Below are 26,232 nucleotides of genomic sequence, written 5' to 3' on the forward strand. Positions count from 1 at the left end.
GGAAGCGAAAGCATGGCGCGGTTTCTCAAATACGGCATCACGACTGGCGCAACAGCCGCGGCAGCAGCCAAAGCCGCAACGATTGCAGCCGTCAAAGAGCCTGTGGACCGCGTCGTCATTCCAACGCCGATTGGATTACGTTTTGAAGTTCCAGTCAAATCCAGCAGAAGAATCTCTGCTGATACCGCCGAAGCAGTCACAGTTAAAGACGCAGGACAAGACATAGACGCAACCGACAAAATGGAAATCACCGCCACCGTCAAACTCACAAGCGACGGCAAAATCACCGTCAAAAGCGGCGCTGGCATTGGCACAGTCACCAAAGCAGGTTTACAAGTGCCTATCGGCGAAGGCGCCATTAACCCCACCCCAAAAGCCATGATAATCGAAGCCGTAAAAGAAGCCCTCCCACAGGGCAGGGGCGCAGAAGTCACAATCAGCGCACCTGAAGGGGCAAACATCGCCAAAAAAACCACCAACGCCAAACTCGGCATAAAAGGCGGCATCTCAATCTTGGGCACAACAGGCGTGGTCAAGCCGCTCTCGCTGGAAGCATGTAGACGTTCATTGGTGCCGCAAATCGACGTTGCCATCGCTCGTGGCTATAAGCGCATTCTCTATGTGCCAGGCAACATTGGCGAACGAATCGCTAAAGAAAAATTCGGCGTTCCTGAAGATGCCATCGTGCAGACAGGTGACTTCGTCGGTTACATGCTTGACAAAGCTGTCGAGAAAGGCATCAAAGAAATCATCGTCCTCGGACACTCAGGCAAACTGGTTAAGGTTGCTGCTAGACTCTTTAACACGCATCACAAAGTCGGCGACGCAAGAAACGAAGTTGTCGCAGCCTACGCAGGCGCAGCAGGAGCCAACCAGAAAACCATCAAGGCACTCCTCGAAGCAAACACAACTGATGAAGCCACAGAAATCCTGCGCCAAGCCAACCTAATCGAAGCTACCTACGACCTCATAGCCGAACGGGTACACAAACAAGTTAGTGATCGAGTAGAAAATAAAATCAAAATCAGCGTCGTAATCGTAGCTATGGACGGCAGAGTCCTTGGCATGGACAAAAATGCACGGAGCAACAAACCTTGGCAAAACTTAACATAGTCGGCGTCGGACCAGGCTCACCAGATTACGTTACGCCCGCCTCAAAAAAAGCGGTTGCAAAAGCTGAGCTTGTTATTGGAGCACAGCGGAGTTTAGCGCTTTTCACAGGCGAAATCAAAGGCGAAAAAGCTGTTTTAACCGCCAAAAACCTACAGGCGCTACTGATAAGGGCGGCAGAAGCAGTTAAAGCGGGTAAAGAGGTGGCTTTGCTTTCGACAGGTGACCCAGGCTTCTCAGGGTTGCTGCACACTGCACTTGAAAGCGGCCTTTTCGCACCAGAAGACATCACAGTTGTGCCAGGCGTTAGCGCCATCCAAGCTTGCGCAGCCCGCTTAGGCATTAGCTGGGACAACGCAAGCTTATTCACCTTCCACGAAGGCAACGTCTCCGACGACGAAAAAAGCAAACTCGTCTCTGCCTACCAATGCGGGCGCACAATCATGCTGCTCCCTGCACCCAAGGGTTTCACACCCAAAGACATCGGGGCGTTGCTGCTTGAAACAGGTGCAGACCCCAAAACAGAAGTGTACATCTGCGAAAACGTCACTTTGGAAGACGAGAAAATCACCCAAACCACTCTGGAAAAGACAGCAGACCAGAGTTTTGGTTCCCTATGTGTTATGGTTATCAAGCAAACAATTAGTTAACAGAAAAGTGAACATAACAATGACGAAAAATTGGCCTTACAAAACCCCCGGTATACCAGACGAATGCTTTAACCAAAGCGAAGCTGTTCCGGGTCCAACTAAAGAAGAAATCCGAGTAATCACCATAGCCAAAGCCAGACTAAACGAGGGACAAATAGTCATCGACGTGGGCTGCGGCACAGGCGGCTTAACCGTAGAGGCAGCACTACAAGTTGGTGCAAAGGGAAGGGTTTATGCTTTTGACGAGGATGAAGCCGCAGTTGCATTAACCAAGAGTAACCTGCAGAAATTCGGCGCAGAGGGCAACGTTTCACTCGCAAAGGGCAAAGCTCCCGAAGCGCTCATCGCGCTGCCGAATGCAGACGCCGTTTTTATAGGGGGAGGGGGGGTTTCTCTGAGAGCAATCATCCAGACAGCACACTACAAACTCAAACCCAACGGCAGAATCGTCATAAACGCCATCCAACTGGAAACCGCAACCACGGCGATTTCTGAACTTAAAGCGTTAGGCTACAGAGACATCGACGTCACAAGCATCTCTGTCGCAAAGGGAAAAACCACCATCAGTGGAACCATGATGATCGCCAAAAACCCCATCACGATAGTTTCTGCAACAAGACCCGCGGGAGGACAACCATAGATGGGTGTATTCATCGGAATCGGCGTCGGACCAGGCGACCCCGAATTACTCACACTCAAAGCCGCAAAAGCCCTCAAAGATGCAGACGTCATCTGCATACCGAAGTCGCATGCTAACAAACCCAGCATGGCGCTGGATATGGTAAAAGGCATCCTTAGCGAGCGCAAAAAACCCGCTGAAATGCTTGAGCTTGTTTTCCCCATGACCAAAGACGACCTTAACAACCGCAAACTCTGGGTAGAAAACGCAGCCATAGTCGCAGCCAAAGCCAAAAAAGGCAACGTTGCCTTCATCACACTCGGCGACCCCATGCTCTACAGCACTTTTCTCTACCTCTACGAATGCGTCAAAGAAACCTACCCCGACATCGAGTTAGAAATCATTCCAGGCGTAACCTCCGTTACCGCTGTTGCAGCAAGCTCCAAGTTGCCGCTCGCAGAAAAAGAAGAAGTAGTCACCATCATCCCCTCAGACCTTGACCCAGCAAAAATTGAAGAAGCCGCCAAACACGCCGACAATGTAGTCTTTATGAAATGCGCTTTCCGCATCAAACAGTTACTCCCCATCCTGCTTAAGTCAGGCTTCACAGAAAACTCTACCGTCGCCTTGGTGAAACGGTGTACTCTTTCGAGGGAGAAGGTGATGGTGGGCAAGCTTGGCGAAGTCAGCGGCTGGGACGTGACAGAGGATTACTTTTCAGTAGCCATCGTCAAAAAAAGTCAGGTTCCTATTCATTGGAAACAGAACGGAAACGGAGGCTGCAGGGCATGAATAAAGTTGTTTTTATCGGTGCAGGATCAGGCGACCCCGAACTCATTACGCTGAAGGGTAAAAAGTGGCTGGAGCAGGCGGATATAGTAGTCTACACAGGGAGCTTGCTTAACCCCGAATACCTCAAATACTGCAAAAAAGGCGCAGAACTCCACGATAGCGCAAAGATGGGGCTGCCTGAAATGCTCAAAATCATGGTTGAAGGCGTCAAAGCAGGCAAACAAGTCGTCCGCCTCCACGACGGCGACCCAAGCTTCTACGGCGCCATCCAAGAAGTGATGACTGCACTCGACAAAGAAGGCATAGAGTACTTCCGCATCCCAGGCATCAGTTGCCTACTGGGCGGCGCCGCAGCACTCAACCGCGAATTAACCTTGCCAAACATCTCTCAAACCGTTATCATTACCCGCCCCGAAGGCAGAACCCCTGTGCCAGAAAAAGAAAGCATCCAAAAACTTGCGGCACACCAAGCCACCATGGTCATCTTCTTGGGCACGCCCCACATCGCCCGCGTAGTTGAGGACCTCCAGAAAGGCGGCTACGCCAAAGATACCCCTTGCCAAGTCGTCTACAAAGCCACTTGGCCTGAACAGAAAATCGTTAAAGGCACCCTCGCGGACATCGTGGCAAAAGTCAAAGCTGAGGGCATCACGGAGACTGCGCTGATTTTTGTGGGCCGAGTTCTTGACCCAGAAGCCTACGATTTATCTAAACTCTACGACCCCAAATTCACCACAGCATTCCGCAAAGGCGAAACATAACATGTACGACAGGGGCATAGCAATCGTTGCAGTAACAAGGCGCGGCGTAGAAACCGCCCTAAAAATCAAATGTGCCCTTGAAAAGGCAGGTTTGGGCAGCGTGGTTTATGCCCCAGAAAAATACAGCCAAAAAGCTGTAACAGCTCTCAAAGGAAACATCGTAGATTTTTTCAAGAACACCTACAGCCAAGTAGACGCCCTAGTTGGAGTGATGGCTACAGGAATAATAATCCGAGCAGTGGCGCCTCTGCTTGAAAGCAAACTCACAGACCCAGCCGTTATAGGTGTGGATGTTTCAGGCAGATTCGTCATAAGCCTACTAAGCGGGCATTTGGGCGGCGCAAACGAATTAACCCGCATCATCGCCGAAGGCATCAGCGCCACGCCAGTCATAACCACAGCATCAGATAGCATGGGCAAACTGAGCGCAGATGAACTCGCCCGAACCCTGCATTTGTCGATTCAAAACCCAAACAGCCTCGTGGCGGTGAACTCTGCTATTGTGAACGAGGGGCACGTTGTAGTTGTTTTAGTGGGCGAAGTTGAAATCCCCTTGGAAGCAGCAGGTTGTTTTGAAGTCAAAAAGGCTCAAAACATAAAAGAAGCACGCGAAATAATCAACGCCTACGATGCAGGCATTATAATCACAGATGAAACCGTTACCGCCCAAAAAATCGGCAAACCCGTTACCATACTAAAACCCAAACGCATCACCGTTGGGTTGGGGGCACGCAGAGACACCCCCGCCGAAGCCATAGTCACGGCGGTTGATTCGGCGTTGGAACGTGTGCATGTACCACTTTCAAGAGTTCACCGCTTCGCAACGGTTGACATAAAACGCAATTCAAAACCCATGCTTGACGCCATGGAAAAGTTAGGTGCACCGTTTGAATTTTTAAGTGTTGAGGCACTTGGCTCAGTAGTTTATGATGACCTGTCGCCTGATTCAGCGATGGTACAAAACAAAATCGGTATTGGAGGAGTATGCGAACGAGCAGCACTAAAAATAGCAGGACCAAACGCAAAGTTGATTCTAAAAAAGACCAAACAAAACGGAGTAACAGTCGCAGTAGCCGAGGCAGAGTAAGCGTCGTCGGCATCGGACCCGGCAGCGCAGAGCACATGACGCCGAAAGCCCAAAGCGAAATCGAAAACGCAGACGTAGTCGTAGGTTACGGCACCTACATCAAACTCATCCAAAACATCATCAAAAAAGGAGCAGAAGTCATCTCAGGCACCATGGGCAAAGAAGTGGAACGCGCCAAAATCGCAGTTGACAAAGCTAAGGAGGGCAAAGCGGTGGTTATGGTTTCCAGCGGCGACCCAGGCGTGTACGGAATGGCAGGCGTCGTCCTCGAAGTAGCCGCACAAGAAAAAAACACCGTACCCGTCGAGATTGTTCCAGGGGTGACCGCAGCCACAGCCGCATCTGCCATCCTCGGCGCCCCACTCATCAGCGACTTCGCAGTTATCAGCCTCAGCGACCTATTGACGCCGTTGGAGAAAATTGAGCGCCGACTCGAAGCCGCCTCACAAGCCGACATGTCGATTGTGCTCTACAACCCCCAGAGTCAAGGACGCATCGAGCCGCTGATGAAGGCTTATGAGATAATGATGAAGCATATTGATCCTAAAACGCCTGTGGGCATCGTCAGGAATGCGGGGCGCGAAGGGCAAACCTACACCTTAACAACCCTTAAGGATATGTTGAACTGCGAAATAGACATGGTCACCACGTTAGTAGTCGGAAACTCAGCTACAAAAGTCGTTAACGGCAAAATGGTCACAGCAAGAGGCTATGACTTAACACAATAATTTTTTTTATCGTTTTCTAATGAGTTGATTGCTTGTTTGGGTATTCAATCAGCCCACGGTATTTTGTGTTTTCGAATTTCTGTGCCAGTTTAAGGTCAAGAGTAAGCAATCGAATATCTAAATTATCCGCAAGCGACAGAAAAGAAGCATCATAAACAGCAATATTATATTTCAACGCTAATGCAATAGCGTCAACGATAACCTCGCCAAAACTGTGCACACCAAAAAGGTTCATGATTTCAAGGGCTTTGGTGAACGCTTTTTCAGCCCCTTTAGCGGTCAGTTCAGTCGATGCTTTACATTTTATGGCGTTGGCAACTTCATAATAACTAAAATCCAAAATGTGAAGAAAAGTGTGCTCTGAAATTTTTTTTAGAGCCCAATCAGAATGTTCCTCGGGGATAACTAGAGCTATGATAACTGATGAATCCACGACTACTTCAGTGACCATGGTCGCGGTCTTCCCTGATTATATCGGCAGAAGGTGTTGTGTTACCGATTTTTTTGTATAACTCTTGCCTAAACACAGTAACTTCAGCTAGTACTTTGGCTAGTTTTTTCCTTTTTACCATTTGTTCCAGATACGCCCGCACATCCTCTGCGTAGTCGGGGTTGAGTTGTTGAAGTTCCTTTTTTAGTTCTTTTGGAACTCTTATCGCAATTACATCGCTCATGTAAACAATTTATGTAAACAGTAGATATAAACATGTTGTAAACATTTTGTTAACAAAAACGTTACAGGACACCGAGAAGCAGAGCGACCGCCATAACCACAAGCACCACTCCGCTGACTTTTGGTATGTACTTCTCGTAGCGGCTGATGCGGTCTTTAACACGCTCATACATCTTCATACCCAGCAACGTAACGCCTATAAGGCCCACAGCCACCGCCAACCCATAAGCCACCATCAACAACAACGGACTAACACCACCCACCGCCAAAGCCAACAGGGCAAACTCCTCCTCATGCGCAAAGCCCAAAACAAAGGCGCAGCTCGCAAGCTTCCAAAGCGACATGTTTAGACGTTTAGGGTGCAGGTGCTCATGATTATGTAAGCCAACCTCTGCGTGTTCGTGTTCATGCGTGTGGGTTAAATCGCAGGCGTTGTCGTGGAAGTGTCCATGCTGCTCCGCCAAGTCCGAGTGTACTTTTTCGGTAAACAATTTAATTGCTAAAATTATCAGTACAGCGGCCGCGATGTAAGTTAAAATCGGGCTTGAAAAATCGTAGAACACACTAACTACTACGTAGATTAAAACCACCGCGATAGAAGAGGCGAAATGAGCCAGCGAAAGTATGCCTGAACTCACAAACGCGTAGAACATCGGTCGGGTGGTTTTTGCAGAGTAAAGCAACGCTAAAGGCCAGCCGTGCCCCGGCTCCAACCCATGTAGCAACCCGATGACGATTACGCCGATTATGGAAGCCTCAATTGCAGTCATTGCTCAACCTACTTTTCAGATTTTGTTGTTCCCAAGAGCTGGAGAATTTCTTTTCTTGCTTCCCCGATTGTTAGGGGTAGTTTCTCGTCGATGGGCAAGTTGTCTTCTTTCTTTAGGACCTCAAAGAGGTGTGTTAATCGTGGGGCACGCAGATTCACTTTACGTATCAGTTCTGCATCGGAGAAGAGGTCTTTAGGTGCACCTTCGGAGACGAGTTTTCCTTTGCTGAGGATGTAGAGTTTGTTGGCGAACAGTGGCACCATGTCAACGTCATGCGTGGCCAGCAAAAGTGTGATTCGTTTTTCTTTGTTAAGACGTAAAAGTAAGTGCAGAATGTCGCTTGTGGCTCGTGGGTCAAGGTTAGATGTGGGCTCATCCATAATTATGACTTCAGGCTCCATCGCAAGCACACCAGCTAATGCAACACGTTTTTTTTGGCCCAAACTGAGAAAATGCGGAGGCTTCTCCTTAAACTCCAACATACCAACAGTTTCCAGCGCATCATCAACGACTTTTTTAACCTGCTCAGGGGGTTGCCCAAGGTTTAAGGGACCAAAAGCAACGTCCTGTTTTACGGTTGGAGCAAAGAGTTGATCGTTTGGGTCCTGAAAGACAAAACCCACTCTTCTTCTGAGTTGAAGCAACGATTTGGAGTCGTATTTTAAGGGTTGATCTTGATAGTAAATTTGCCCAGAAGTGGGTTTTAGGATGCCGTTTAGGTGGTTTAGGAGCGTGGTTTTTCCTGAGCCGTTGGTTCCTAAAAGGGCAATCCTGTCGCCAGTCTCGAAACTGAGCGAAACATTGTCTAAGGCGATTGTACCATCTGAGTATTGATGCACGAGGTTTTCGAGGCGAAACAGCATTTCAACTATACAACTCCAAAGTAGAGCAATAAAAAGATTACAACTGCAAATACAACATCAAACAAAACTATGGCTATGATGGCTGATTTTTTTGGGCTGGGAAGCTCTTCAAGTAACCTGATGTTACCGTCGTAGCCTCTGGCGCTCATTGCGGTAAACGTTCGTTCACCTTGTTCTAGAGTTCGGATGAAAAGGTTGCCCGCAAGTAGAGCTAGTGAGCGGATTCGCCTCATAGCGCTGGAGTGCCCCAGTCTAAGGCTTTGAGCAGTGTTCATTTTAGAGGAAACTTCCATGAAGACAAAGATGTAACGGTAGATGAGCAAAGAAAGTTCTATGACCACTTTGGGGATTTTGATTTTTCTCAAAGTTACAAAGAGGTCAGTCATTGATGTAGTTAAAACTAAAAAGAAAGTGCAGGTTATGGCCCCTTCAACTCTGAAGAAAGTGGTGATCGCCATTGTTATGCCGTTTTGGTAGATGCTCCAAGTAAACCAAGGGAGAGAAATCTGGGCAATCGTTTCCCCGAAGCCAAAAAACAAGGCGATAATTAAAACACTTAAAATCACAGCTAAAGTGGGATATTCAAGCAAGTGAAAATAAAACTTGGCTGGAATTTTTGCTATAGACAAAAGCAAAATGGTGTTAATTATGAAAATTATTATGGGGATTATCGGGGTCGGAGATGAAACGCTTATAATCAGTGACGAGAGTGCAAAGAAGATTTTTGTTGTTGGGCTATTCTTCGCTATTCCATTCGTGTAAGCGTACCTGTCAATTTCTCCAGATAGATCGTGCTGGTGACTCAACTGCTCAAGTTTCCTATGGTGCCGGGTTCTGCTGTTTTAGTTTTGCTCTTTTTCCCCGCTCATAACCAATAAAGTACCCAATAATAAGGGCACCTATAGCAGCCTGTAAAGAGAAAAGCAGGGTCTCGATTTCACCGCTGGGAGGCTCCCAAATCGATGTAAACCAAGGTTCGTAGCCTTGGTCAGAAATTGCGTTTTCAGCTGAGCTGTCGGCACCGCCGAATTCAGCGTTGGGTAAGATTATCAGGGGTATCGCGAAGAGAATCACAACGGCGACTATTAGGACGATGTAGTATTTTGAGTTCATTGCGTTTTTTCCTCCTGATTGCGCTTTATTGTGGGTAGTTTGATTACTTTCATGGCTGCTAAGAGTTGTCCTTTGTATTTGGCCAAGAAGTCAAACATTATGACTGCCAGTATACCTTCGCCGATGGCTAGTGGGATTTGGGTTATCGCGAAGATACCGCCGAACTTGATGAATGCATCCATGAAGCCTACTGCGGTGGGGAAAGCAAGGGCAAGTTGGGCAGAAGTAATGACGTAGGTAAACAAGTCACCTAAGAAGGCTGCGAGAAAAATTCCTACTGAAGAAGGAAGGTTTGTCCTCTTTGCAACTTTCCATATTCCATAAGCTAAAAATGGCCCAGCTATACCCATTGAAAAAACGTTAGCTCCAAGAGTGGTCAAACCGCCATGAGCCAGCAGTAAAGCTTGGAAAATCAATACGATTACTGAAAGTACGGAAGTGATCCATGGGCCAACAATTACGGCGGCTAAACCTGTTCCAGTGGGATGTGAGGTGCTGCCCGTTACGGAGGGTAGTTTCAGCGATGATAACACGAAGATGAAGGCTCCCATTAGCGCCAGAAGCGGCTTTGCTTCGGGGATTTGTTTTGCGATTTTTGTGAGTTTATATATGCCAAAGGCAACAAACGGGATTGCTATTGCGAACCAGATTTCCCACCATGGATGGGGGAGGAAGCCTTCCATTATGTGCATTGTTTAACCTCTATTTGTTGGATAATCCAGCCAACTGGCGTATAAATCTTCGTTCAACCAAAGTTAACAAGAGGTTGAATAGGCAGATTTCAACATGAAATCAGCTGTCTTTCACGTGCCCAGTAAGAGCAGTATGCTCAAGCAAACCAGCCAACTTATCCTTCGAAACATTAAGCAAAGAAGGCAAATCGGAGGGGTGCTTAACAAAAACTGCGCCGCCCACCTTCAAATCCCGCATAAGCGCCGTCGCACGTCCTCCCGTAAAATCGCGGCTTTCGATAGGAACCTCATCGATAACATAAACAGGTATGCCGCGTTGGAGCGCTTCTTTTGCTGCATCCAAATTCCGCAAGTTCCCCAAACCAAACGGAACCGAAGTCAAAACCACCATACTCGCGTTGCATATCATTTCCAAGTTTGCAAAATACGTCTCATCATTTATAGCTGAAAACGGTGCTTCCGCTACGACTGGGATTTTAAGCATTTCACAGGCTTCAAAGTCTGAATCCAGCTGGTTCAAGACACCCGCAGTAACCGAGTAACCCTCATCAACAAGCGTCTTCATCAGCATCGTTCCGGTACCTGCTCCGCAAATCAGGTGGATAGCGCATTTCTTGTCTGCAGAGGCCTTCTTGGGTGAAAGGGGAATAATGTTGAGTGAGTTAGTTACAAGGTTTTTTCGCACGATTGCATCCACGGAGAAGACGCTGCGAATGTTTTCGCTAGTTAAGACTTTTTCTACTTCGCCTGCTGCAAAGATTGTGCCGTTTTTAAGCATCAAAACAGTGTTGCAGTAGCGGGCAGCCATGTTTAGGTCATGAATTACCGCCAAGACTGCTAAGCCGTTTTGGACACAGAGACTTTTGACGAGGTCCATGACTTCGAGTTGGTTAATTATGTCAAGGTGACTCATGGGTTCGTCTAAGAGCAGAATTTTGGGCTCCTGCGCCAACGCACGAGCTATGATAACTCGTTGGCGTTCGCCGCCGCTGAGTTCATGAATGGATCTACCTGCCAAGTGCCAAGTGTTGGTTAACTCCATGGCTTTGCGGGCTATTTCAACATCTTTTGGTGACTCCATCTGAAAAGCACCCAAATGCGGGTTGCGACCCATCAAAACCACATCCATAACAGAAAAGTTGAATCCAACGGTACTGTCCTGTGGAACCACAGCCATCTTTTTGGCGACGTCGATGGGTTTTAGGGCGTAGATGTCGTCTTTATCGATTAGTATTGAGCCGCCGTGTGGTTTGAGCACTCGGCTGATGCTTTTGAGCAGGGTAGTTTTTCCCGAGCCGTTTGGTCCCAGAATGCCGACGAAATCGCCCGGTTTGACTTCTAGACTTATGTCTGAGAGTATCTTTGTGGAGCCGTAACGGCATTCTACTCCATTCACGTTTAAGGTAACCATAGCAGTTTCACTTACATGCGGTAGCTTAGTTTCTTTCTGCGCAGCAAGAAGATAAAAAATGGTCCTCCTGCCATGGCAGTTATCACGCCGACGGGTAACTCTGCGGCGCCAGTTGCTACTCTTGCCAGAGAATCACAAAGGACAAGGAAGATTGCACCGACAATCACTGAAGCAGGCAGAAGAATGCGGTGATCGGGTCCAATTATGAGACGCGTTATGTGTGGAATCATCAGCCCAACAAAACCAATCAGGCCACTTATAGATACTGCTGCAGCGGTCATCATCGAACCTAATGCAAGCAGAATTTTTTTTGTCCTCTCGGTGTTGACACCTAAATGCTGCGCCGTGTCCTCACCCAACGCGATCATGTTTAAGTCGCGAGCAAAGAAGTAAGACAAAATTATGCCGATTAAGATGAATGGGAAAATTGACCACCAAGCACTCCAAGTAACGTTTGTTATGCCACCGATGAGCCAGTAAACTAGGGCGTGAAGTTGACTGCTGGGGGCTATAACCTGCAACAGGTGGAATACGGCTGAGAGGAAAATTGTGATAGCGATACCTGAAAGAAGCAAGGTCATTTCTGGAACCCGCGTACCGACTCTGGAAATGTTGTAGACAACAAAAATCGTAATCAATGCTGCGATGAAAGCTGCTGTTGGAACAATCGGGAAGCCAACAAAGCTTAAGCCAGCGCCAAACACTATAGCTAATCCAGCGCCCAAAGAAGCGCCCGCAGAAACGCCTAACACATATGGGTCAGCCATGGGATTTTTAAAAACTCCCTGATAGAGAACACCTGAGGCTGCTAAACCAGCACCTATTATCACACCTGCCAGTATACGTGGGAGGCGAATATCGATGATGATGGCTTGATTAATGGGTGTAAATGAGTTGGGGTCTATGCCTCCGTTTATTAAAGGAATCTGATTACCTAACACTGCGAGGATTTCTGAGAAGGATATCGGAGCGTAACCGATGTTTAATGAAAGAATAACCGTGACAAACAACGCGAGAACTAAAGTTGTTAGGGTTAGTTTCCACCGTTTGGACCGCTTCTCGTATGATGTTTCGACTTTGTTTGTCACGATAGTGTCACTTTAAAAAAATTTAGGGGGAAGTGAAGAGTTGTGGGTAGAGACATTTGGCGACTATTTCAACTTGGTCAGCAACTCTCATACCTGGCTCACTGAATAGGTCTTGGTCTATGACGTATAGGCGGTCGTTTTTGATGCCGTTTATGGCGCTCCAGCCAGGACGGGCTTTAACTTCTGCTACGCTGCCATAGAATGGTGTACCAGTGCCCATACCTGTCGGCAAGAGTACAACGTCTGGGTTCTTTTGGACTATGACTTCTGAGCTTGTTGTTGGGTATTCTTGGGTTTCGTTAGCGAAGATGTTTATTCCGCCTGCTTTGTTAATGACATCGTTTATCCACGAAGATGCACCTGCACTCATAACACCCGAGGAATCGTACCAGACTTCATAGTAAACAGTGGGTTTGTCCGTTATTTGGGCTGCAGCTATTTTTGATTCTATGCCGCTGATTTTCGTCTTCAAAGAATCAACCAATGAAGCGGCACTTGCTTCTGCCCCTGTGGCTTTACCGATTAGATTGATAGTTTTGTAGATGCCTTCTATGCTGGTGGGACCCACCACGACTACTTTGTAGCCGAGTTGCCGCATGTTGGGAATGGATGCTTCGTTTACGTTTGTTGTAAAGATGATGTCGGGGTTTACTGAGGCAATTGCTTCCATGCTTGGTGTAGAGAAACCGCCGACTTTAGTCATGTTGCCTGCTTCGAACCATGCTGTAAAGTTGTATGGGTAGTCATCGTATTCTGTTAAGCCGACAACTTTGTCGCCTACTCCAATTTCATAGAGGATTGGCGTAACGCTTGGAGCTAATGAGACTATTCGCTGGGGAACAGCAGGTAGGATGATTTCGGTTCCTTGATCGTCAACTATGGTTATTTGTCCTGTTTGCTGGTTTGAATTTTGGGTTGAGTAATAAATGTAAACTATTGATACTGCTAGTATGGCGATTATCGCTGTTGCCAATATTGCTTTTGTTTTCACTTTTTTCTCCCTCGTTTTTCCCTTATTTTGTGGTTGGTTTATCCAGCCCAAACCTTATTAAGTTTTGTTTTATACACACACCACTTGGTAGCCATGACAAAAACACCAAAACGACTAATTTTCCAAGACAAAGGCGAATTCACCAAATTCCAAATCCTCCTCGAAGTCATGCGCAACCAACCCCACATCAAACAAAAAGACATAAGCGAAAAACTCGGCATAACCATCCAAGCCATCTCCAAATACTTCAAAAAACTGTCCAAAGAAGGCCTCCTCGAAGCAGGCTCTGAACGCGCAGACTACCACCTAACACCAAAAGGCGTAAGCAAACTACGAGAAGACATGCGCAACATAGAAAACTATGTCTCAGAAATCAAACAGGACCTAAAAATTGAACGGGCATGGCCAGCCATAGCCACTCAACCAGTTAAAGCAGGGCAAGAAGTTGGCCTCATCATGAAAGAAGGCGTCATCTACACCATACCCACCGACAGCCCGCTTGCTCAAGCAAAAGGCACCGCACTGAGTGACGCCAAAGTCGGCGAAGACCTGGGCTTAAAAGACTTACATGGCAAAATGCATGTGAAACAGGGTAAAATCCTCATAGTTAAACTTCCGAGCATACGCAAAGGCGGCTCTCACGCAACCGACATGACAAAAGTCAAAGCGTTCTACGACGAATTCAAACCCGACCGCATCGGCGTCATGGGTGCAGTCGGTAGAGCTGTGCTTGCCAAGTTAGGTAAGGAGACGGATATTGAGTTTGGTATTAGCCGCTCCGCAGCCATAGCCGCCTCACGAGGACTCAACGTGTTTGTTTTGGTTGTGGGCAGGATGGTTAACCGCATGATCCAGGAAATCGACCAGATAAACATGAAGTCAGGCAGCAACATAATCTACGAAGTTAAAGATGCCCAGAAAACTTAGGTTCAAGATACAGAAAAAATTCAAAAAAAGGAGAAGAGGTTGGTTAGGAAGGAACCAACAGTTTTGCGGATGTTTAGCTTGTTTTGAACACTGAATCGGCGATTGTTGGGTTAACTGCGATGCAGTAAACTTTGTTTGTAGTGCCGTTTTCAGTGTAGGTGTAGTCAGCGTTTGTGTCTCCGTTTGCGATTAGCTTGTCAACTATGTTGTGGAAGGGTGTGACATAGTTGGTGCAATCGTCAGCGAAGTTTGTTGCTGTCCAAGTTGCGCCGCCATCCATTGAAGCGTAGGATTTCTGTGCACCCAAGTCGATGATGTAGGAATAATTCCCTTCGGCTAGACACATATCTACACGCAGAATTTCGTCTGAGGCGTTAAAGTTCTTGCATGTGTATGTGTAGCCAACTAAGACATTGTTTGTTGTTTGATCTACGCTGAACTGCAGTGCGGTAGCTTCTGAAACCGCGACCGGTGTTGGTGTGGGGGTTGGAGTGGTGGTTCCACCATTTCCGCCCTGATTGAGCAGCATAACTCCTGCGACGCCGACAACAATCACGACAACTAAAACCGCGACAACAATGTAAATCATTTTTTTGTCCATTGTCTCACCAATTTTTAGGCAGGACTGTGTTTAACTCTAATTTTATATAAGCTTTTCCAAACTCTAAAAAGTTTGACCGAAAAACAGGCAATCAAGCCAACTTTTTCACTTCAAATGACCCCTCCACTGCCAAAAAAACACCTTTATTCGCTGATTTTAAATACACCCACCAACACATCAACCTAAAAGCTGTGAAAAACATGTCAGAAGACACCGACAAACAACCTGAAGTTCAAGAAACTCAAGATAACACCCAGGTGGAAGAAAAAAGTGAACAGATGCTACGGATGGAAGAGAACAAGAAAAAATACGAGTTCATAGAAGACCTCCCCGGAGTGGGCCCAGCAACAGCAAGCAAACTCCGTGAACTCGGCTACCACACCGTCGAATCCTTAGCTATGGCAACCAGCCGCGAACTTGAACCCGTCGGAGTCAGCGAGAAAAAAGCCTTCCAAATAATCGAAGCAGCCCGTTCATCCATCGGCATCGCGTTTATCCGCGCAGACGAATTGTACAAGATGCGCAAAAGTGTACTGCGCCTCACCTCAGGCAGTAAAGCCCTCGACAAAATTCTCGCCGGCGGCTTAGAAACTCAAACCATAACTGAATTCTACGGTGAATACGGCAGCGGTAAAAGCCAGATGTGTCATCAACTATGCGTCAACGTCCAGCTTCCCCCTGAGCGGGGCGGATTAAATGGGGGTGTTCTCTACATTGACACTGAAAACACGTTTAGGCTGGAGCGCATCGTGCAGATGGCGAAGTTTTTAGGCTTAGACCCAGAACAGGCAGTTAAAAACATCATTTACGCTGAGGCGTACACAAGCGACCATCAAATGTTTCTGCTTGAAAACGCTGACGAAATAATCAAAGCAAACAACATCAAACTAATCATAATCGACTCCTTAACCGCTCATTTCCGAAGCGAATACATCGGCAGAGAAATGCTGGCTTCCCGACAGCAAAAACTCAACAAACACATGCATAAACTCGTCTCCTTGGCCCGTGCATTCAACGCAGTTGCCGTTGTAACCAACCAGGTTATGGCTAAACCAGATCAGTTCTTCGGCGACGCTATTCACCCCATCGGAGGAAACATAGTTGGCCACACAAGCCACACCCGCGTCTATCTGCGTCGTGCTTCGCATGGCCCAATACGCATCGCTAGATTGGTTTCTAGTCCGTATTTGCCTGAAGGTGAAGAAATCATCAAAGTAACTGAGAACGGCATTGAGGATGTCTCTGAAGAGGAGAAAGCCACAAAATCCCGACGTTAAAAAACGTCGTTTTTTTAACCTGTATGGTAACTCAGCAGGGGCGGGAGGCGCCATCAGGTATTTATTTATCCTAAACCGATATTGCCGTGTTTACCCCAAAGTGTGCCCCAGAGGATGAAAATTAACTATGCCGATCGCACAAGCCTTAGTAACCCGCTATTTCCAGCTCCTAGTTGCCCGCCAATTCACAGAAGCTGAACGCGAGTTGGAGCGGGTTAAGCAGAAAATGCAGAAAACCGAGTGGAACAGAGGCTACTTCCGTGCACTCTACGGCATGTACCTTACCCGGAAAAACGCATCTGACGACTACGCATTCTTCTCCAAACTGGATTTCAGTGACAAAGTAGCCCTCAACGATAACCGAAAAGAGTTCCTTGCCCACATGGGCAACGGTTTGCATGGAGACTTTGACCGCGGGTACTTTTCTGCGTGGGCGGATTGTATGCGTATCATTTCAAGGATGAACATTGCGCCGCCGCCATCTGAAAAAGCGGCAGAGGAAGAGAAAATTGAGACGTTGCGCACGGATAAAAGTCAAGCTACCATTGCTAATTTCTTAAAAGAAACTAAGAAGGAAGAAAAACAGTAGTAAACACTCTTTTTATGCTGCTGTGCTTGTGACTACTTGGATAACTGTGTAGAAGAGCACGAAGAACATTAGCCAGCTGAAGAAGTACATGCCGATGCCTGTGCTGAGAATTTTGGATTGCTTCTCTATCTTGTTCTTGTAGACGGCTTTTAGGATGTAGTATGTGATGAAGTAGAAGAGCAACGCGACGGTGATGCTGTTGATTAGGGGGGTGTAGTCGATTGCGGCTCCGAACACATATTTGGCGATGACCGCTGTGATTGCGCCTGCAGTTATGCCTAATGCAACTCTTAACCAGTAAAGCTGAACGATTGGAGTCATACGTAAACCTGTTCCTTGGCTTGATATATTTGGTTCTTACTTAAAAAAGATGCCCAAGTATTAATGGTTTCCATCGCTCGGCGCTGGCGTTAGCGGTTTTTTTGGGTTGTTTTTCTTTGGTAGTTGTTGCAGAAAACCCCCATTTATACAACAACCAGTAGACTACAAAAAAGGTTGCTTCAACGGTTCAGGATTGCCATTGAATTGAGGCCTGGTTGTGGCGACTTCCACAAGCACTTCATTTTCGCGAAGCTTGAGGCGGAGGCCAGCTGCGATTTTTTCTCTAGTCCGCTTATATAAATCTGCATACGTTTCCGTATCCGGACCTGCTGGAGTCACGCGACGTCTCAAAGCGGACCTCCCCTCCCTTATATAAAGCACGACTTGGTTCCACTGCTAAAAACTTGTCGCCCATCGTAATAGTAAAACAAAAAACACCAACCCTGTCCATAACTCAACAAAAAAGAGCAAGCCTGTGCAAACGGTTATTTTATAGACAGCACAATATAGCCAAGACTGGTGGATGCATGAAGAAAAAAGAGTTCTCAAGCTTCGACATAGCCGCCGCAATAAAAGAACTCCAAACCACGATACCCGATTCAAGAGTGAACAACATCTACCAGTTCGGCGAAAAAACCATCATATTCAAACTGCACAAAACCGACCGACCCCCAATCCGCCTCGTAGTGGAAGCAGGCAGACGCCTCCACTCCACCAGCTACGCCGAGGAAAGCCCATCTGAACCCCCGCCATTTTGCATGATGCTCCGTAAGTACCTTCGAGACTCGTGGCTTCGCAGTATCGTGCAGTACGAGTTCGAAAGAATCGTCACCATAACCTTCGAAACCAAGACTGGGCTGCTCAAGTTTGTTGTGGAACTCTTCGGCGACGGCAACATCATACTAACCAACCCCCAAAACATCATCATCCAAGCCTTAGCCTTCAAAAAAATGCGTGACCGCGACATCGTCAGAGGCGTCGAGTTGATGTTTCCGCCCGCGTTGGGCAAGAACCCCTTTAAAGTTACCCAGCCTGAACTCGAAGATATACTCAAGGCAGGCGAGGGGGAAGTGGTGCGCACGTTGGCGCGGTCTTTGGGCATCGGCGGAGTATACGCTGAAGAGGCACTGCTTAGAGTGGGGATCGAGAAGAGTAAACCCTGCAAAGATCTATCTGCAGAGGAAACGTCCGCGATTTTTGGGGCGCTCCAAACCTTACTCACCCCAGTGCAAGAAGGCAAGTTTGAGCCCAGCATCATCCAAGATGCAGAAGGCAGCTACCTCGATGTTGTGCCTTTAACTCTTAGACGCTATGAGGGCTACCCAACGCAAAAGTTCGAGTCCTTCAACGCTGCACTCGACGAGTTTTTCCTACGCGTAACTGCAGTTGAGAAAGCAGCGGGCAGTGTAGAGGTGGACAAATTAAAGCAGGAAGCGCAGCGACTCAAGCGCATCGTGGAGGAACAAGAGAAATCCATCGCTGAAGACGAAAAAAGAACCATACGAGACAAGCAAATCGGCGACACCATCTACGCACATTTCCAAGAATTGCAAACCTTCCAAGAGCAACTACTAAAAGCTAACCAGCAGGGATACGAATGGAAGGATATCATCGCGCAGGTTATGGTTGCTAAAAAAGCAGGCAAAGCTCCCATGAGCTACGTGGAGTCGTTTGACGGAAAAAACCTCGCCGTGAACTTGGGCATCGACGGCTACCACTTCAGCCTCAGTTTACGTATGTCACTTTTTGATATTGCCAACGAGTACTACGAGCGCGGGAAACGGGCGAAAGAGAAAGCTCAAGGTGCCCAAACCGCACTCAATGAGACAAAGAAGAAACTCGCAGAAATAGAAGAAGAACTCAAGCGCGCCGAGGAGCTGAAAAGTCTCAAACCTGCCCAAATCGTAGAAGCCCTAGCCAAACGCAAAGAGGAAATGGCTAACAAGCAGTGGTTTGAAAAATTCCGCCACTTCACCACATCCGACGGTTTCTTGGTAGTTGCGGGTAAGGACACGGTGAGCAACGAGGTCCTCATCAAAAAGTACACTAAAGAAGAGGATGTGGTCTTTCACGCTGAAATCACGGGTTCACCCTTCGTAGTTATAAAAACCGAAGGCAAACAGGTCAGCGAATCCGCGCTCAAAGAGGCGGCGGAGGCGGCGGCATCCTATTCCCGAGCGTGGCGCGAGAACGCAGGCACAGCAGACGTTTACTGGGTTAAAGTTGACCAACTCAGCAAGAGCGGCCCAAGCGGCGAATCCATCCCTCATGGAGCTTTTTTTGTGGTTGGCAAACGCAATTGGTACAAGAATACGCCGCTTCGGGTGGCCGTGGGCGTTGTGCTTGGTGAAGAGGTCTCCTTCGTCGGTGGCCCCGTCGACTCAGTGAAAGCTAAAACTAAAAGTTATGTTGTTATCCAACCCGGAGACTATCAGGGCAAAGAGTTACTGCAGATGATTATGCGTACGTTGACTTCGAAGCTTTCAAAAGAGCAACGGGAAAAAGCAGGCAAAACTAGCATCGAGCAAGTGCGGGAGTTTGTGCCCTACACTAAAGGCGCCATTAACCTCAAAGCGACATAGAAAAAGTTAAACCACAAAAGAGGTAACGTTTGTTAATGAAGAGAAATCGAAAGCTCGGTTTGGTTTTCTTGGCGCTCAGTCTTGTTCCGTTAGGGTTCCTTACTTACACTCTTCTCAACATAGAGGCACTAAACATCCCGATAACACATCCCAGAGTGATCATTGAAGGCTCATCGTTTGTTGCACTTTTGGTTGTTAGTTTCTGGCTAAGCAAAAAGAAGTAAACGTAAAAAATCCAGAGACGCTATCCAACTGAGATATACAGTAAATCAGCGTTGTTGGAGTCATGGTAACCTATGTGTGGGTTGCCGTTGGAATCCAAGGCAAGCGAGGAATAGCTGCCTACCGCTGGCGATGAATCGATTGTGGCTATTGTCCATTCTGAGCCTGTCCAGTATGCGTATTTTAAGTGGGCACCAGTTGTTTCATAGTAACTTATGCAGGGGTTACCGTTAGCATCCAATGCCATCGAAGAATACCAACCGACAAAGTTTTCTGAATCAACCGTTTGCGTGCTCCATGTTGAACCAGAGAGTTTGGCGAGTTTTAGGTCGCCATTTGTGTTATCCAGATAGCTTATGTAGGGATTTCCAGAGTGGTCAAGCGCCAAAGAGGAAGAGATACCGACGTCGCCTGCTGTGTCAACTGTTTGTATGTTCCAGTTTGTTCCAGTCCATTTGGCATATTTGAGGTCGGCGTTTGTCTTGTCGTAGTAACTTATGTGGGGGTTATTGTCTGCGTCTATGGCAAGAGAGGAGTAGACACCTACATCAAAGGCTGAATCCACTGTTTCGATGCTCCAAGATGAACCCGTCCACTTTGCAAGTTTGAGGTGCCCATTAGTTTCGTCATAGTAGCTTATGTAGGGGTTATCGTTGGAGTCTAAAGCCAGCGAGGAGTAGCTTCCAACATCACCATCGGAATCGACAACAGTAATTTCCCACTCTGTTCCTGTCCAGTTAGCGAACTTCAAGTAATGATTTGTTGAATCATAGTAACTTATGCAGGGATTACCGTTGGAAGCTATTGCTAAAGATGAGAAGCAACCAACGTTGCCATCGGAATCCACGGTCTCTAGATGCCATTCACTGCCCGTCCATTTGGCAAATTTTAGGTCCATGTTGGTTGAGTCGTAATAACTTATGCAGGGAGTGTCGTTTGGATATATGGCTAGTGATAGGTAGATTCCGACTTCTCCTGATTCATCAACTATTTGGCTAGTCCAAGTTAATGGGGTGGGTGTCGGTGATGGCGTTGGGGAGGGTGTCTCCGTTGGAGATGGAGAGGGGGTTGGGGTGGCCGTTGGAGTTGGGGTTGGGGAGGGTGTCACTGTTGGTTCAGGTGTTGGTGTTGGCGTCGAGGTTGGAGTGGGTGTCGCGTCTTGTGTTGTGTCGGAAGAGGATTCATTTGTGTTGTCGGTTTGTGTTGGGTTTGCTGTTGGGGTTGGGGTGGGTTCTGTTGGGTTTATGTTTGAGGTGGGACCAGGCGTGGGTGTGGGTGTTGTTGTTTGGGTGTTTGGGTTCATTAGCAAGCCTGCTACGGAGATGGTTGCCACTGTAATGACTATGAGCATAATGGAGACTATGATAATGCGGGTTTTTGAGGAAGAGGGGCGGGGTGTGGGCTCTTTGGGTTCTTCCTTTTGGGCGTTTTCGGGGTTTATCATGTTGACTACTTGAACCAGCCAAAACTAATATAATAAGTCTTACTACATAATGCATCGTTTAGTATAAGTGTACAACACAAAAACAGCTACACAAAATGAAACTCACGTCGCACCCCAACCCAAATAAGGGAAAAAGCAGACAGCCATCAGCCTGAACCTGCAAAAGCAAAATTTTTTATCTCCAAAAAACAAGAAACCAATGGAGCCACAACAGTTTTGGACAAAATTGACCTGAAGAAAGAATTCAAACAACTCTACAACCCCTCAGCCAAAGAGGTCTCATTTATAGAAGTTCCCGACATGAATTTCATTTTGATAGACGGTCAAGGCGCGCCATCTTCAAAGGAGTATATTGATGCAGTGCAAACCCTCTACCCCCTCGCGTACGCCCTGAAGTTTATTGTTAAAAAAGCCAAAGGCGTCGATTACGGCGTGATGCCCCTTGAAGGCTTATGGTGGATGGATGACATGACCCAGTTCAGTGTGGAGCGTAAAGATGAGTGGAAATGGACGGCTATGATTATGCAACCCAAATACGTCACCCAAGACGACTTCAAGCTGGCGCTGGAGCAGGTGAAAAAGAAGAATCTGCCCGCGATTGGCAAGGTGCGGTTTGAACTGTTCCATGAGGGCAAGGCGGCGCAGATAATGCACATCGGACCCTACTCAGCCGAAGCGGCAAACATCCAGAAAATCCACGCAGCCATCAAGGCATCAGGGCACCAGCTAAGCGGCAAACACCACGAAATCTACCTCGGCGACCCCAGAAAAACAGCGCCAGAAAAACTCAAAACCGTACTTCGACAACCAATGAAGTAGGTTATATGAAAGTTTTGCTCCAGCGGGTGCTTCCATCTTTGAAAGCTGCATAAGCAGTTTCGAGTTCATAGAGGCATCCGTTAAAGTATGTGTAGGTTGCCTTTGTGTAGCCTGTTTGCTCATTGAAATCAACGCTTACAAAAGCCTCAACCCGAAAGTAATAGGACGCCAGCGAACCCTGAGTGTTTTCTGGATATGCCCCGCATCTTGAAATTCTCTCAATGTAGTTTTCACGCCATGATAAGCTACTATTGTAGATGCCGTAATTTTTCAGCCAATCTTTATTGTTGATGTTTTCTGGTTTTAGAGTCCATTCGTATACTACGTACTTGTAGGGGCTTTCGGTTGCCGCTGGAGAAGCTGCAGGTGTAGTGGCTGCTTTTGGTGTAGGCGTGGGGTAGGCTTCGGTTGCTGGTTGTGTGGGGTTAGTTTTGGGTGGATTGATTAAATCGATTTCACTCTGCAAGTAAGCAAATCCAGCAAGAACCACGACTACGTTGATTAGCAACAAAGCAAGTATGGCGTAACCGACTTTGTTATCCAAACTATTCGCCTTGTTAAAATTAACCAATTTTAGGCGATATTAAATTTACGAGATTTTCCTAGATAACTCGGCAATTTGATCTCTAAACCTCTGGCGCATCTTGGTGAAGCGCATGGCAGCGGAGGGATGAATAATCTCTACATACTCTATTCCTTCGAGGCGGGGGGTTTCCTTGGCAGATGCGCCCAGCAGCACGATTATTTTTGGTTTAATGATGCCGATCTGCTCAACTAGGTAGGGCAGGCACGCTTCGACTTCGTCGGGGTAGGGTTTGCGGTTCTGCGGCGACGTATGCTTAACGATGTTGGTTATGTAGACTTCTTCGCGTTTTATGCCGAATTCCGCGAGGGTTTTAGTTAGGTATTTGCCAGCTCTGCCTACGAAGGGTCTGCCCTGTTCGTCTTCCTCTGCGCCGGGGTTCTGCCCCACAAACATCACCCTCGCATCTAGCGGCCCCTCGCCTGTGACGCCGTGTTTTGCGGCTTGCCAGAGGCGGCATTTTCTGCAACTTTGGACTTGGCGGTTTATTTCTTCCATGCTCAAAGGTTTCGCCTTTGCTGTTGGAATGTTACAGCAACACAACCTTAAAAAATTCCCTCCCTCTTCTAGTCTCAAGCCTCTGCCGCAAAGATAGCAGGCAAGGGCGCTGGCGTGGTTTTATGGTTACTGAATCGGTTTCGCAATCGCTCATCTCGAGTACTGTTCGGGTTCTACTCAAGGTAGCGTTTGCTTTTGAACCCCTCGCGCCCACAGCCATAACTGTGCTTATGAATCAGCAGTTGCGCCGCTACAAAGAAGCAGGCATAGTCTGCAACTACAAAACCCGAACCAAACGCCTCGGCAGGTACCATTACCGCGTCGTGATGGATTTGGATTTAACGGGTAAGCAGGCAGTTCACTTGATAGGCAACATTTTTCCCAAACAGTTAAGCCGTTATGGGAGGTGGTTCCATGACTGAAGAAAAGAAAGGACGCCTCAAACTCACCTTAGAAGTGGAAGTTAATGAGGAATTGATGGATGTCGTTAAAGAAGCCATGTCTAAGGCGTCAAGCAGAATCCCCGACATGATGCGCAAAAGCGGCGAAAACAAACAGCAATAAGCATCTAAACTTCGCAGGCTTTCTGCAAAACCTTAGCGGTTAAGTCGTCACGGACGCGTTCCGCTTCCAATTCAGCCTCCTTTTTGGGCAACAGCAGTTTTTTGATGTGCCTCTGGGCGTGGGCTTCTATGGCGCGGCTCATTTGTTTAACGTTTGGGACAAGCAGGATTTTTTCTCCGCAGAAACATTCAACCAAGGGCAACTGGATGGCGCTATCGGTATTCTTTTTTTGAGGCAAGGCACTATCCCCCGAATCTAGGGTCTAACGAGTTTGTGGTGTTATAAACCTTTACAGGACAAGACGCTTGCACGGTTTTGTAGAACACTTATGCTTAGCCACTAAGAAAGCCCTTTTATACCATACCGTGATGCTCTATTGAGGGATCAAGATGAAGTTTTTAGTCATACAAAAAGTAAAACGCGACATCCCACTTGACCGTTGGTCAAAGCTTTTACCTTTGCAATTCAAGTACTTTGAAAAACTGGAAAAAGAAAAAACATTAGAACTCTACTACCACCTCATCGGACAACAAGGCAGCATGTTAATCGTCAACGTTGAATCCGACGAGAAACTCAGCCGAGTCATCGGACAAGACCCAATGTTCTTCGAATGCGAACGCGAAATCTACCCCCTAACCACCCGCCAAACCCATGAGAAACAAATCCGAGAACTATTCGGCACACCACCCAAAGGCGCATAGTATGGCTTGTCATGGCGGATTTAGCTTGGATGAACAAACTCGACGTTCATGGTACAACCCCGAAGCGGTACTCGACGGGCTTAAAAAGGGGATGACTTTTGTGGATGTGGGCTGCGGTGAAGGCTTCTTCAGCATTTTGGCAGCCAAAAAAGTCGGCTCAGAGGGCAAAGTTTACGCTGTAGACATAGACCCCACAAGGGTGGCGAAACTGCAAAACAAAGCCGCTATCGAGAGATTAACTAACATCGAAGCTACCGTGGGTCGCGCGGAGGACGCGGTTTTCTGTCGGGGATGCGTAGACTTCGTGCTCTACAGCATGGACCTACACGACTTTGACGACCCCCAAAAAGTCCTCGAAAACGCCCACGCCATGCTGAAGCCTTCAGGGGTGCTGGTGGATTTGGATTGGAAGAAACAGCCGATGGAGTTCGGTCCGCCTGAACGCATACGATTCAGCGAAGCAAGGGTGGCGGAGATGCTTATGCTGGCAGATTTCCGCGTGCAGTCCACAACGGAAGCAGGCCCCTACCATTACCTCATAGTGGCAAAACCCAAGTAGCCTCTACTCTGCGTTTGCGTACAGTTCGAGCAGGTCACGTTTGAACCATTCAGGTTGATCCTGATACGCCGAGTGTGCCGCGCCGTTGTAGACGAGCATTTTCGCGTTAGGCAACGTATCAGCTAAGGTGCGCATTTCTTCGCCTGAAATGATGCTGTCATGTGTACCCCACACTATACGGACGGGAAACTTGAAACCCTTGTAAGCTGCCACAAGCTCGTCGTTGTCAAACGCGTGGGCTGGGGCGATTAGGAAGAGACCTTTGACGGGATGTGTTGCGGCGTAGTTGAGGGCTATGTAGCCGCCTAGGCTGGCGCCGACTACGACTGGGGCTTGGTTGCCGAAGACCGCTTTAATTGCTTCTGCTGCGAAGGTTATGTTGGTTTTGAGGTCGCGGGTTTTGGGTTGGCAGTTGCTTTTTAAGCCGTAAGGCATGTCCAAGGCAAGGAAAGGCACTTTTTTCTCCACAAGATGCTCGGTGACGCCTATGCGTTCCCAGATGTGGATGGTGTAGGATAAGCCGTGGAAAAACACCACCGGAACACCCTCTGATTTGTGGATGAGGGCTTGGCATTTGCAGCCGCCAACATTAAGCGTTTTTTCTTCCAACGTAGCTTCACTGTCCACTGCTAACTACGTAGAGGTTTATAATATTTCGGCGGAATTAGAAAAACATAATAGCCATCCCACGCCACTGTGTTGTGGTGAATTTTTTGACTGTTAAAGTTGGCGATAAAGCCCCAGACTTCACTTTACCCAGCCAGCTGGGTGACAACGTAACCCTAAGCGAGTACTTTGGCAAAAAGAACATAGTGCTTTACTTCTACCCCAAAGACGAAACGCCTGGCTGCATCAAAGAAGCCTGCAGCTTCCGCGACAGCTACCAACAGCTGACGGATTTAGGCGCCGAAGTCTTAGGCGTATCTGGGCAGAGTGTGGAGTCGCATAAGTCGTTTGCTACGCATTATGGGTTGCCGTTTATTTTGCTGGCAGATGAAGGCAACAAAGTGCGTGAACTCTACGATGTACCCAAAAGCATGGGCGTAATGCCTGGTCGAGTCACCTACATCATCGACAAAAAAGGCGTCGTCCGCCACATCTTCAACTCCCAAACCCAAGCCCAACGGCACGTGGAAGAAGCCAAACAAACCCTTGAAATGATAGACAAAGAAGAAAAAGCCACCGTCTAACTGGTCG

General features: G+C 47.6%; 35 protein-coding genes. 18 read left to right on the forward strand and 17 right to left on the reverse strand.

Translation table 11 applies throughout. From position 1 onward, the window contains the following. The first annotated feature begins 12 nt into the window (after positions 1-12). Genes cbiD through cobJ form a run of 7 tightly spaced genes read left to right on the forward strand, consistent with a single transcriptional unit; the run spans position 13 to position 5,747 of the window. Positions 13-1,113: a cobalt-precorrin-5B (C(1))-methyltransferase CbiD gene (gene cbiD, locus NWE96_07960; protein MCW3983917.1), complete on the forward strand. Its 1,101-nt coding sequence runs from the start codon at positions 13-15 to the stop codon at positions 1,111-1,113. Further along, positions 1,095-1,760, forward strand: a complete 666-nt coding sequence (cbiE, locus tag NWE96_07965; protein ID MCW3983918.1) for a precorrin-6y C5,15-methyltransferase (decarboxylating) subunit CbiE — start codon at positions 1,095-1,097, stop codon at positions 1,758-1,760. Before cbiD ends, cbiE begins: the two co-directional genes overlap by 19 nt. Positions 1,761-1,779: 19 nt before the next feature. Continuing rightward, positions 1,780-2,400, forward strand: coding sequence for a precorrin-6Y C5,15-methyltransferase (decarboxylating) subunit CbiT (gene cbiT / locus NWE96_07970; protein MCW3983919.1), 621 nt, complete (start codon positions 1,780-1,782; stop codon positions 2,398-2,400). After that, the gene (gene cobI / locus NWE96_07975) at positions 2,401-3,171 is read left to right on the forward strand and encodes a precorrin-2 C(20)-methyltransferase (protein MCW3983920.1); all 771 of its coding nucleotides are present in this window, start codon (positions 2,401-2,403) and stop codon (positions 3,169-3,171) included. It begins immediately after the preceding gene. Next, positions 3,168-3,932 (forward strand): precorrin-4 C(11)-methyltransferase, encoded by a 765-nt coding sequence (cobM, locus tag NWE96_07980; GenBank protein ID MCW3983921.1) that lies wholly within the window; start codon positions 3,168-3,170, stop codon positions 3,930-3,932. Before cobI ends, cobM begins: the two co-directional genes overlap by 4 nt. 1 nt (position 3,933) lies before the next feature. Beyond that, on the forward strand, positions 3,934-5,019 hold the full coding sequence (locus tag NWE96_07985) for a cobalamin biosynthesis protein (protein ID MCW3983922.1): 1,086 nt from the start codon (positions 3,934-3,936) through the stop codon (positions 5,017-5,019). Beyond that, positions 4,917-5,747, forward strand: a complete 831-nt coding sequence (gene cobJ, locus NWE96_07990) for a precorrin-3B C(17)-methyltransferase (GenBank protein ID MCW3983923.1) — start codon at positions 4,917-4,919, stop codon at positions 5,745-5,747. The genes NWE96_07985 and cobJ overlap by 103 nt, the downstream gene beginning before the upstream one ends. Before the next feature lie 16 nt (positions 5,748-5,763). Here cobJ and NWE96_07995 read toward each other — a convergent pair whose 3' ends face one another. The 10 genes from NWE96_07995 to NWE96_08040 form a co-directional block, all read right to left on the reverse strand. Further along, on the reverse strand, positions 5,764-6,198 hold the full coding sequence (locus tag NWE96_07995; protein MCW3983924.1) for a type II toxin-antitoxin system VapC family toxin: 435 nt from the start codon (positions 6,196-6,198) through the stop codon (positions 5,764-5,766). Next, positions 6,188-6,421, reverse strand: coding sequence for an antitoxin (locus tag NWE96_08000; protein ID MCW3983925.1), 234 nt, complete (start codon positions 6,419-6,421; stop codon positions 6,188-6,190). The genes NWE96_07995 and NWE96_08000 overlap by 11 nt, the downstream gene beginning before the upstream one ends. 61 nt (positions 6,422-6,482) lie before the next feature. Next, a complete protein-coding gene (locus NWE96_08005) occupies positions 6,483-7,190 on the reverse strand; it encodes a nickel/cobalt transporter (GenBank protein ID MCW3983926.1) in 708 nt (235 codons plus the stop codon). A gap of 8 nt (positions 7,191-7,198) precedes the next feature. Continuing rightward, a complete protein-coding gene (locus NWE96_08010; GenBank protein MCW3983927.1) occupies positions 7,199-8,053 on the reverse strand; it encodes an ATP-binding cassette domain-containing protein in 855 nt (284 codons plus the stop codon). A 5-nt stretch (positions 8,054-8,058) separates the two neighbouring features. Next, a complete protein-coding gene (gene cbiQ, locus NWE96_08015) occupies positions 8,059-8,859 on the reverse strand; it encodes a cobalt ECF transporter T component CbiQ (GenBank protein ID MCW3983928.1) in 801 nt (266 codons plus the stop codon). Positions 8,860-8,872: 13 nt separating this feature from the next. Then, a complete protein-coding gene (locus NWE96_08020) occupies positions 8,873-9,166 on the reverse strand; it encodes an energy-coupling factor ABC transporter substrate-binding protein (protein ID MCW3983929.1) in 294 nt (97 codons plus the stop codon). Continuing rightward, positions 9,163-9,858 (reverse strand): energy-coupling factor ABC transporter permease, encoded by a 696-nt coding sequence (locus NWE96_08025; protein ID MCW3983930.1) that lies wholly within the window; start codon positions 9,856-9,858, stop codon positions 9,163-9,165. Before NWE96_08025 ends, NWE96_08020 begins: the two co-directional genes overlap by 4 nt. Before the next feature lie 100 nt (positions 9,859-9,958). Beyond that, positions 9,959-11,269 carry an ABC transporter ATP-binding protein gene (locus NWE96_08030; protein ID MCW3983931.1) on the reverse strand — a complete coding sequence of 437 codons (1,311 nt, stop codon included), beginning with the start codon at positions 11,267-11,269 and terminating at the stop codon, positions 9,959-9,961. A gap of 11 nt (positions 11,270-11,280) precedes the next feature. Next, a complete protein-coding gene (locus tag NWE96_08035; protein MCW3983932.1) occupies positions 11,281-12,357 on the reverse strand; it encodes an iron chelate uptake ABC transporter family permease subunit in 1,077 nt (358 codons plus the stop codon). A 22-nt stretch (positions 12,358-12,379) separates the two neighbouring features. Further along, positions 12,380-13,348: a cobalamin-binding protein gene (locus NWE96_08040; protein MCW3983933.1), complete on the reverse strand. Its 969-nt coding sequence runs from the start codon at positions 13,346-13,348 to the stop codon at positions 12,380-12,382. Positions 13,349-13,441: 93 nt separating this feature from the next. Between NWE96_08040 and NWE96_08045 the strand changes: the two genes are divergently transcribed. Further along, the gene (locus tag NWE96_08045) at positions 13,442-14,275 is read left to right on the forward strand and encodes a winged helix-turn-helix transcriptional regulator (protein MCW3983934.1); all 834 of its coding nucleotides are present in this window, start codon (positions 13,442-13,444) and stop codon (positions 14,273-14,275) included. Positions 14,276-14,348: 73 nt separating this feature from the next. Here the strand turns inward: NWE96_08045 and NWE96_08050 are convergent, their stop codons facing one another. Continuing rightward, positions 14,349-14,876 (reverse strand): hypothetical protein, encoded by a 528-nt coding sequence (locus NWE96_08050; GenBank protein MCW3983935.1) that lies wholly within the window; start codon positions 14,874-14,876, stop codon positions 14,349-14,351. A gap of 278 nt (positions 14,877-15,154) precedes the next feature. Here NWE96_08050 and radA point away from each other — a divergent pair, with 278 nt between their 5' ends. Both radA and NWE96_08060 read left to right on the forward strand, forming a co-directional pair. Then, entirely contained in the window at positions 15,155-16,153 is a 999-nt protein-coding gene (radA, locus tag NWE96_08055; GenBank protein MCW3983936.1) for a DNA repair and recombination protein RadA, read from the forward strand. A gap of 127 nt (positions 16,154-16,280) precedes the next feature. Beyond that, the gene (locus NWE96_08060; GenBank protein ID MCW3983937.1) at positions 16,281-16,742 is read left to right on the forward strand and encodes a hypothetical protein; all 462 of its coding nucleotides are present in this window, start codon (positions 16,281-16,283) and stop codon (positions 16,740-16,742) included. Positions 16,743-16,754: 12 nt separating this feature from the next. On the opposite strand, the gene NWE96_08065 is transcribed toward NWE96_08060, so the two are convergent. Beyond that, positions 16,755-17,063: a hypothetical protein gene (locus NWE96_08065; GenBank protein MCW3983938.1), complete on the reverse strand. Its 309-nt coding sequence runs from the start codon at positions 17,061-17,063 to the stop codon at positions 16,755-16,757. A 527-nt stretch (positions 17,064-17,590) separates the two neighbouring features. Between NWE96_08065 and rqcH the strand changes: the two genes are divergently transcribed. Beyond that, a complete protein-coding gene (gene rqcH, locus NWE96_08070) occupies positions 17,591-19,645 on the forward strand; it encodes a ribosome rescue protein RqcH (GenBank protein ID MCW3983939.1) in 2,055 nt (684 codons plus the stop codon). Between the two features lie 35 nt (positions 19,646-19,680). Beyond that, the gene (locus tag NWE96_08075; GenBank protein MCW3983940.1) at positions 19,681-19,869 is read left to right on the forward strand and encodes a hypothetical protein; all 189 of its coding nucleotides are present in this window, start codon (positions 19,681-19,683) and stop codon (positions 19,867-19,869) included. A gap of 20 nt (positions 19,870-19,889) precedes the next feature. Here the strand turns inward: NWE96_08075 and NWE96_08080 are convergent, their stop codons facing one another. Then, the gene (locus NWE96_08080) at positions 19,890-21,311 is read right to left on the reverse strand and encodes a BNR repeat-containing protein (protein ID MCW3983941.1); all 1,422 of its coding nucleotides are present in this window, start codon (positions 21,309-21,311) and stop codon (positions 19,890-19,892) included. A gap of 216 nt (positions 21,312-21,527) precedes the next feature. Here NWE96_08080 and NWE96_08085 point away from each other — a divergent pair, with 216 nt between their 5' ends. Then, on the forward strand, positions 21,528-22,130 hold the full coding sequence (locus NWE96_08085) for a GyrI-like domain-containing protein (protein MCW3983942.1): 603 nt from the start codon (positions 21,528-21,530) through the stop codon (positions 22,128-22,130). A 1-nt stretch (position 22,131) separates the two neighbouring features. Here NWE96_08085 and NWE96_08090 read toward each other — a convergent pair whose 3' ends face one another. Next, entirely contained in the window at positions 22,132-22,674 is a 543-nt protein-coding gene (locus tag NWE96_08090; GenBank protein MCW3983943.1) for a hypothetical protein, read from the reverse strand. A gap of 45 nt (positions 22,675-22,719) precedes the next feature. Continuing rightward, entirely contained in the window at positions 22,720-23,211 is a 492-nt protein-coding gene (locus NWE96_08095) for a uracil-DNA glycosylase (protein ID MCW3983944.1), read from the reverse strand. Positions 23,212-23,333: 122 nt separating this feature from the next. On the opposite strand from NWE96_08095, the gene NWE96_08100 reads away from it, so the two are divergent. Next, a complete protein-coding gene (locus tag NWE96_08100; protein ID MCW3983945.1) occupies positions 23,334-23,633 on the forward strand; it encodes a hypothetical protein in 300 nt (99 codons plus the stop codon). After that, positions 23,626-23,775 (forward strand): hypothetical protein, encoded by a 150-nt coding sequence (locus tag NWE96_08105; protein MCW3983946.1) that lies wholly within the window; start codon positions 23,626-23,628, stop codon positions 23,773-23,775. Before NWE96_08100 ends, NWE96_08105 begins: the two co-directional genes overlap by 8 nt. A gap of 4 nt (positions 23,776-23,779) precedes the next feature. Here the strand turns inward: NWE96_08105 and NWE96_08110 are convergent, their stop codons facing one another. After that, positions 23,780-24,013: a hypothetical protein gene (locus tag NWE96_08110; GenBank protein MCW3983947.1), complete on the reverse strand. Its 234-nt coding sequence runs from the start codon at positions 24,011-24,013 to the stop codon at positions 23,780-23,782. Positions 24,014-24,164: 151 nt separating this feature from the next. Here NWE96_08110 and NWE96_08115 point away from each other — a divergent pair, with 151 nt between their 5' ends. Both NWE96_08115 and NWE96_08120 read left to right on the forward strand, forming a co-directional pair. Continuing rightward, positions 24,165-24,476, forward strand: coding sequence for a hypothetical protein (locus tag NWE96_08115; GenBank protein ID MCW3983948.1), 312 nt, complete (start codon positions 24,165-24,167; stop codon positions 24,474-24,476). A gap of 1 nt (position 24,477) precedes the next feature. Beyond that, the gene (locus NWE96_08120) at positions 24,478-25,035 is read left to right on the forward strand and encodes a class I SAM-dependent methyltransferase (protein MCW3983949.1); all 558 of its coding nucleotides are present in this window, start codon (positions 24,478-24,480) and stop codon (positions 25,033-25,035) included. Positions 25,036-25,038: 3 nt separating this feature from the next. Here NWE96_08120 and NWE96_08125 read toward each other — a convergent pair whose 3' ends face one another. Continuing rightward, positions 25,039-25,662: an alpha/beta hydrolase gene (locus NWE96_08125; protein MCW3983950.1), complete on the reverse strand. Its 624-nt coding sequence runs from the start codon at positions 25,660-25,662 to the stop codon at positions 25,039-25,041. A gap of 86 nt (positions 25,663-25,748) precedes the next feature. Here NWE96_08125 and NWE96_08130 point away from each other — a divergent pair, with 86 nt between their 5' ends. Continuing rightward, complete coding sequence (locus NWE96_08130) at positions 25,749-26,225, forward strand: peroxiredoxin (GenBank protein ID MCW3983951.1); 477 nt, start codon at positions 25,749-25,751, stop codon at positions 26,223-26,225. Positions 26,226-26,232: the final 7 nt, after the last annotated feature.

The sequence above is a fragment of the Candidatus Bathyarchaeota archaeon genome, assembly GCA_026014685.1.
In the GTDB taxonomy this organism is placed as follows: domain Archaea; phylum Thermoproteota; class Bathyarchaeia; order Bathyarchaeales; family Bathycorpusculaceae; genus Bathycorpusculum.